At 40.4% G+C, this 6,197-nt stretch carries 7 protein-coding genes; 5 read left to right on the top strand and 2 right to left on the bottom strand.

Going from position 1 to position 6,197, the window contains the following annotated elements; translation table 11 throughout:
- Window positions 1-36 precede the first annotated feature (36 nt).
- Entirely contained in the window at window positions 37-372 is a 336-nt protein-coding gene (locus A5875_RS15135; protein WP_088934357.1) for a hypothetical protein, read from the bottom strand.
- A 253-nt stretch (window positions 373-625) separates the two neighbouring features.
- On the opposite strand from A5875_RS15135, the gene A5875_RS15140 reads away from it, so the two are divergent.
- From A5875_RS15140 to A5875_RS15155, 4 genes are all read left to right on the top strand, one after another.
- On the top strand, window positions 626-982 hold the full coding sequence (locus tag A5875_RS15140) for a thioredoxin family protein (RefSeq protein WP_176244690.1): 357 nt from the start codon (window positions 626-628) through the stop codon (window positions 980-982).
- A 9-nt stretch (window positions 983-991) separates the two neighbouring features.
- A complete protein-coding gene (locus tag A5875_RS15145) occupies window positions 992-1,447 on the top strand; it encodes a universal stress protein (RefSeq protein ID WP_088934358.1) in 456 nt (151 codons plus the stop codon).
- A 132-nt stretch (window positions 1,448-1,579) separates the two neighbouring features.
- Complete coding sequence (ytpR, locus tag A5875_RS15150; protein WP_088934359.1) at window positions 1,580-2,191, top strand: YtpR family tRNA-binding protein; 612 nt, start codon at window positions 1,580-1,582, stop codon at window positions 2,189-2,191.
- 321 nt (window positions 2,192-2,512) lie between these two features.
- Window positions 2,513-3,514 (top strand): IS30 family transposase, encoded by a 1,002-nt coding sequence (locus tag A5875_RS15155; protein WP_088934360.1) that lies wholly within the window; start codon window positions 2,513-2,515, stop codon window positions 3,512-3,514.
- A gap of 251 nt (window positions 3,515-3,765) precedes the next feature.
- Here the strand turns inward: A5875_RS15155 and A5875_RS15160 are convergent, their stop codons facing one another.
- On the bottom strand, window positions 3,766-5,067 hold the full coding sequence (locus A5875_RS15160; RefSeq protein WP_088934361.1) for a S1C family serine protease: 1,302 nt from the start codon (window positions 5,065-5,067) through the stop codon (window positions 3,766-3,768).
- Between the two features lie 456 nt (window positions 5,068-5,523).
- Here A5875_RS15160 and rlmH point away from each other — a divergent pair, with 456 nt between their 5' ends.
- Window positions 5,524-6,003 (top strand): 23S rRNA (pseudouridine(1915)-N(3))-methyltransferase RlmH, encoded by a 480-nt coding sequence (gene rlmH, locus A5875_RS15165; protein ID WP_088934362.1) that lies wholly within the window; start codon window positions 5,524-5,526, stop codon window positions 6,001-6,003.
- Window positions 6,004-6,197: the final 194 nt, after the last annotated feature.

A 6,197-nucleotide genomic window follows, 5' to 3' on the forward strand; every position in this document is an offset into this window, starting at 1 on the left:
AAATAGCGTATGCCAGCAATCGGCATACGCTTATTTTTATTCGCTAATGATTCGATCAATACTTAAAACAGCTCCTGTTTTAGCATCGGCTTTAAATTCATAGGCAACCAGATGATCGTCTTCTGTGCGAGTGATCCCGCCAGAAAGAACATCCATCGTGATGGCGAACTTTTGCTTGTGCTCCGTATCAAAAGAGATCCATGAGCCCTCGATCGGACCTTCCTTTAAAAAGGCCGCTTTGATCTGATCCAACACTTTATCTGGGGACATTTTTTGTTTTTTGCGGTAATAATGATTTGCAGCAATCCCTGCGGCTAAGCCGATCGTTGAACCTACAGCGAGGCCTTCTGCAAAGTTTTTAACTTTTCCCATAGTAGCAATCTCCTCATTCAATTTAATGTTTTTAAAGCTGAGTTTCACTTTACTTAAATGTAATGGTAGAAGTAAACTTATCAGCTATCTAATTAGTGCGGGCGTTGTAGTTTCTTGCGTTCGCCTTATTTTACCATTCTTCCAATCAAATTTGAAAACTATCTGCCATTCTTTCCCATAAAAAAGAACTATGGGGCAGCGCATTAAGCAGAAGCAGTCCACGAGTAACCTTCTTTCTCAAAAAGAACGAAAAGTGTATAATCAAGGTAGTAAAAGAAAAGGTCGTGACGGAATGATTATCCCTAAAAGTATTGAAGAATTAGCCGATTATGCGCAAAAAGGTAAGAATGTCTTCTTTTTTACCGCTGACTGGTGCGGCGATTGCAGTTTTATCAAGCCTCAGATGCCTGAGATCGAAGCGGAGTTTCCGCAGTTTCAATTTATTCAAGTAGATCGTGACGAATTTATTGACGTAGCGGCTGAATGGAATATTTTTGGGATCCCTAGTTTTGTTGTGGTAAATGACGGAGAAGAATTAGGTCGGCTGGTCAATAAAAATCGTAAAACCAAAGACGAAATCGCCGGCTTTTTACAACGAGTAGAAGGGTAGGAGATCGTTATGTTCACACAATCATATCAAAATATTTTAGTTGGGATCGACGGCAGCGATCAAGCGATGGAGGCCTTCAAAAAAGCCTTGGCGGTTGCTAAACGAAACCACGGAACAGTTTACGTCGCAAACGTGATCGATCATCAGATCTATACGTTCATGAGCTATTCGCCCTTGAATGAAAACATTATGGATCAGCTAGCGGCAGATGCTAAAGACTTGATCAATCAATGCAAAGCGATCGGAAAAGAGTTTGGCTATAATAAGATCGAAGGCATCATCGCCTATGGCTCTGCAAAAGAAGCGATGGCAAAGACCTTGCCGGAAAAATACGACATCGATCTAGTCATGGTCGGACAATCTGGACTAAACGCTGTCGAACGCTTCATGACCGGCAGTGTTGCCAGCTATGTGATTAAAGAAGCGTTGTGCGATGTTTTAATCGTTCATCCAAGTGCCGAATAAAAGCTGGCTTGACCAGCTTTTTATTTGGAGAAAAATGGGAACTGATTGATAAGCTGGAAATGAAAAAAATCTCATGCAAAAGTCCCATTAGATTTGTTAAGATACGAGAGGACTACGACTGGAGGTAAAAACGTGATTTTTGCGTATAACAAACAAACTGTTGGCGACACGTTAATGGTGATCGTCAAAAATGATGAAAACAAAGAAAATGCTGCAGAACGAAAAGGGGCAGTTGCCCGTGTTCAAACGACTGATGGTACGACTGTTGCTTGGAACTTTTTCAACGTCTCCGAATACTTGAATATCCAAGGCAATGGACAAGTCGAGCTGTCAGAAAAAGATATCGAAACCTTAAACGAACAATTAAAGCTGGCAGGATTTGAAGAACGTCTAGCAGCGGACCTTTCACCAAAATTTGTGGTGGGCTATGTGAAGACTTGTGTCGATCATCCTGATTCGGACCATCTGCATATTACAGAAGTAGAGATCGATGACGGCAAGACGCTGCAAATCGTTTGCGGTGCACCAAATATCGAAGCCGGACAAAAAGTCGTTGTAGCAAAACCAGGTGCGATGATGCCAGACGGTCAAATGATTTGGCCCGGCAGCTTACGCGGTGTAGACAGCTTCGGCATGATCTGCTCAGCCAAAGAATTACACCTGCCAAATGCACCAGAAAAAAGAGGGATTCTAGTCTTGGACGAAGACGCGAAGACCGGCGAAAAATTTGAAGTAGGCAAATAAAACAACTCTCCACTTTGATCTCCGATTGGCTGCCAAAATGGAGAGTTGTTTTATCAAGCTGAATGCCAAACAAAAAGATGTCTTTAGAAGCAACATTGAGAATTATGACATTGCTTCAAAGCGGCAGTATCGGAACGAATCATCCGCTTAATCAAAGGAAGAACGATCAAGGAATAAAGCATTCATTCGATCCAAAGAAAATTTTTCTTTGGATTTTTTGAACAGGCGGATTTACACTTTAAGTGCAACACAAAAAAGACTCATAGATGATTTCCTTGTAAAATAGTAATTGCGAGATAACTATTGAAAGGAAGGATATCTATGAGTCAGTATACTCATCTTACCATTTTCGAACGAGAAGAAATAGCGAAATTACATGCGCAAGGATACACGATAAGAGAGATTGCCCGTCAACTTCGAAGGAACCCTTCTACAATTAGCCGAGAAATGAATCGAAATGCTTTTTCATCAAACCAATATTCTCCGACTATTGCGCACCGGCTTTATAAGCTTAAAAGAAAAAATTGTGGAAGAAAGAAGATTTTATCCAATTTCTATTTAAAGAATATCGTCAAACATCTTTTTTTAGACGAACAATGGTCGCCAGAAGAAATAGCGAATCGATTAGAATTAGAAGACTACCCGATAAAGATTAGTTATTCGACTATTTATCGAGCAATCTATGCTTTTGAATTTGATGACGAAATGCCGAAACAAGGGCATCGTGGTGTGGTGAAGAAGTTACGTAGAAAAGGAAAAAAGTATAAGTGCCAGAATCATAACGAAACCAGAGGGAAGATAGTCATTTCGCATACAATACATGAAAGGCCATCAGAGGGGAATCTACGACGTGAACTGGGTCACTGGGAGGTCGACACAGTAGTTGGTAAAATGGGGAGCGCTTGTTTACTTACCCTAACTGATCGGAAATCTCGCTACTTGTTAGCTGATAAAGTAGCGGCGCAAAGAGCAGAACCAGTCAAAGATAGTATGATCTATTTACTCAAAGGACTCCCAAAAACGAAAAGAAGGAGTGTTACTTCAGATCGCGGAAAAGAATTCTCATTTCACAAAGACGTAACTAAAAAATTAGAGGGGCTCCCCTTTTACTTTGCGGATCCACAGTCACCTTGGCAGCGTGGTACAAATGAGAATACAAATGGATTATTAAGAGAATATTTCCCTAAACGTCAGACTTTAGATGAAGTTACATCACAGACACTAAAAGAAGTCCTAAGAAAAATAAATATGCGACCTCGTAAATGCTTAAATTGGAAAACCCCTTTTGAAGTATTTTTTAATCGAGTGTTGCACTTGATTTGACAATCCGCCCATTTAAGGAAGTATAAAATTTTCACATGAATAAAGGTATATCCATGTCTGGCTTCACGAACTAGCTTTATCGGCAATAAGCAAAAATATTTCGAAATTTGTGAAGCAATTTAGAAATATTTTGGTCTTATTGCTCAAAAGCTGAGCGAGTTCGCGAAGCCTTTCTTATGTTCAAACTGTTAATTGACCATTAGTTATCGCACAAAAACGACTCTATTCGTTGTTGAATAGAGTCGTTCATTTTATTGATTGCTTTGTTTTTGCGAGTTTGATTTCAATGAAGTAGCATCGATGCTCAACTTGACTGAAACTGTTTCTTTCTTATCTTGACGGTAGTAAGTGACCTTCACGGTGTCGCCAACTTTGTGTTTATACAATTCAGATTGCAATTCAACACCCGATGACACATCTGTGTCATCGATTTTTGTGATGACATCATACTTCTTCAAGCCCGCTTGATCAGCTGGTGTAGAAGATTGAACACTTGCAACGACAACACCTTGAGTGACAGAACTTGGCACCTTAACGATCTCGCTTACTTGTTCGGTTGATAGGTCAGAAAGATTTGCCATTGTGATACCTAGAGCTGGACGAATCACTTTGCCGTCTTTTTCTAGTTGGTTGATGACATTCACAACGTCATTACTTGGAATAGCAAAACCAATTCCTTCAACACTGACATTTGATTCCGTTTGAACGATCTTGCTAGAGTTAATCCCAACTACTTGACCAGCCATGTTGACTAACGGACCGCCGGAGTTACCAGGGTTGATGGCCGCATCTGTTTGGATTGCGTTGATATTGACTGTTTGACCTTCATCATTTTGATTGACCACTTGGCGGTTCAATGAAGAAATGATCCCTGAAGTGACAGAGTTGGCATATTGCGAACCTAATGGAGAACCAAGCGCAATAGCAGGCTCACCAACTTTTAAGCTGCTAGAGTCGCCAAAGGTAGCGGGTTTGATGTCGGCAACTTTGTCAGATTCTACCTTTAAAACAGCCAAGTCTGTATAAGAATCGGTACCGACTAAGGTTGCTTTGACCTTCGAGCCATCTTTCAACAGCACTTCAAGGCCATCTTGTTTTTCTACCACGTGATTATTCGTTACGATATAGGCTGTTTTGCCTTCGAGCTTGTAGATAACACCGGAACCCTCAGAAGCTTCTTCTAACTGGCCGCTATCATCTTGTGACTGCTGATCATCATTTCCGTTACCGAAAATATCAGAGAAGCCGCCTAAACCGCTTTGTGATTGCTGTTTCTGCAAGTTGATGACGGATACGACTGCGTCTTGGACTTTGCTGGCCGCATCTGTAATATCCGAATTGACATCAACCTTCATATTGCTGACTTTCGTATTGCCGGCACTTGGTGAACCGCTGGCCGTCTGATTATTTGGTGCAAGCAGCGAGCCATTCGCCACATAAAAAATTCCGATCGTTAAAACGGCGCCAAGCACACCGCCTAATAAACTGATCCCAAATCGTCTGAAAAAACCGGGTGACTTTTTGGGTGTTGGGGTAATATCTTTTCTTATCATATTTTCCTCCACCTCTACTGTGATATACGTTATATTGAGTATAGTATTTTTTTGTAAGTTAAGTCTACTACACCGATTTGACTTTTTTATGAAAAAGGTTCGGAGGAAAATGTAGAGAAGTGATAAAAAAACTTGTTTTCCACATACCTAGTGGAAAACTAAGGAAAAAGTTTGTTAATTGTTTGAAGTTTTTTATCCACACAAATGTGGATAAGGTGGATAACTCGGTGGAAAACATATGTTTGTATGTAAGAATACTTGCAAAAAGGGAAAGAACTATCTAAAAACTGTGGATAAACCTGTGATTAGTGTGCATAACTCCGTGGAAAAAGAAAAATGAATCCCCATTTTAGCGTTTCCATCGGTGGATAAGTTTTATCTGAAATTAAAAATATAGTCTATGGAAGCAACTTAATAGAAGAAAAGTAACTTTTTAAAAGGTTAAGGAGGAAAAATATGAACATCAAAATTATTTCTGTAGGAAAGCTGAAAGAAAAATATCTGGTTCAAGGAATCAACGAATATACGAAGCGCCTATCAAAATATTGCAAGATCACATTAGTCGAAGTCCCCGACGAAAAAGCCCCCGAAAAACTCAGCGAGGCTGAAATGATCCAAGTCAAAGAAAAAGAAGGCGAACGCATCCTCACCAAAATCAAAGAACAAGAATACGTCTTTGCCCTAGCCATCAACGGCCAAAATCCCAGCAGCGAAGACTTCGCTGCCACACTCGATAAACTCCAAACCAGCGGCAAAAGCCAGTTCGCCTTCATCATCGGCGGCTCACTAGGCCTCAGCGACCAAGTCCTAAAACGCAGCAACGCCCAAATCTCCTTCGGCAAGATGACGTATCCCCATCAATTAATGCGCTTGATTTTGGTGGAGCAAATCTATCGCGCATTTCGGATCAACGCAGGGGAGCCGTACCATAAATGATGATATTTTTTTGAAACCTTGATGTATCAACGTTTGTAGGAGGTTTTTGTCAGAGGAGAGCTTCCGGAATAAGAAAATAGAGATAACTAATTTTGTCAAGAGGATTAGCACTAGGCTTTTAAAATAGTTGGATGAATATTATTGAATCGGACTTTATTGTTGGTGAAATTGGTTGAGATGATTGTCATTTTTTC

Source organism: Enterococcus sp. 3H8_DIV0648, from assembly GCF_002140655.1.
Classification (GTDB): domain Bacteria; phylum Bacillota; class Bacilli; order Lactobacillales; family Enterococcaceae; genus Enterococcus_A; species Enterococcus_A hulanensis.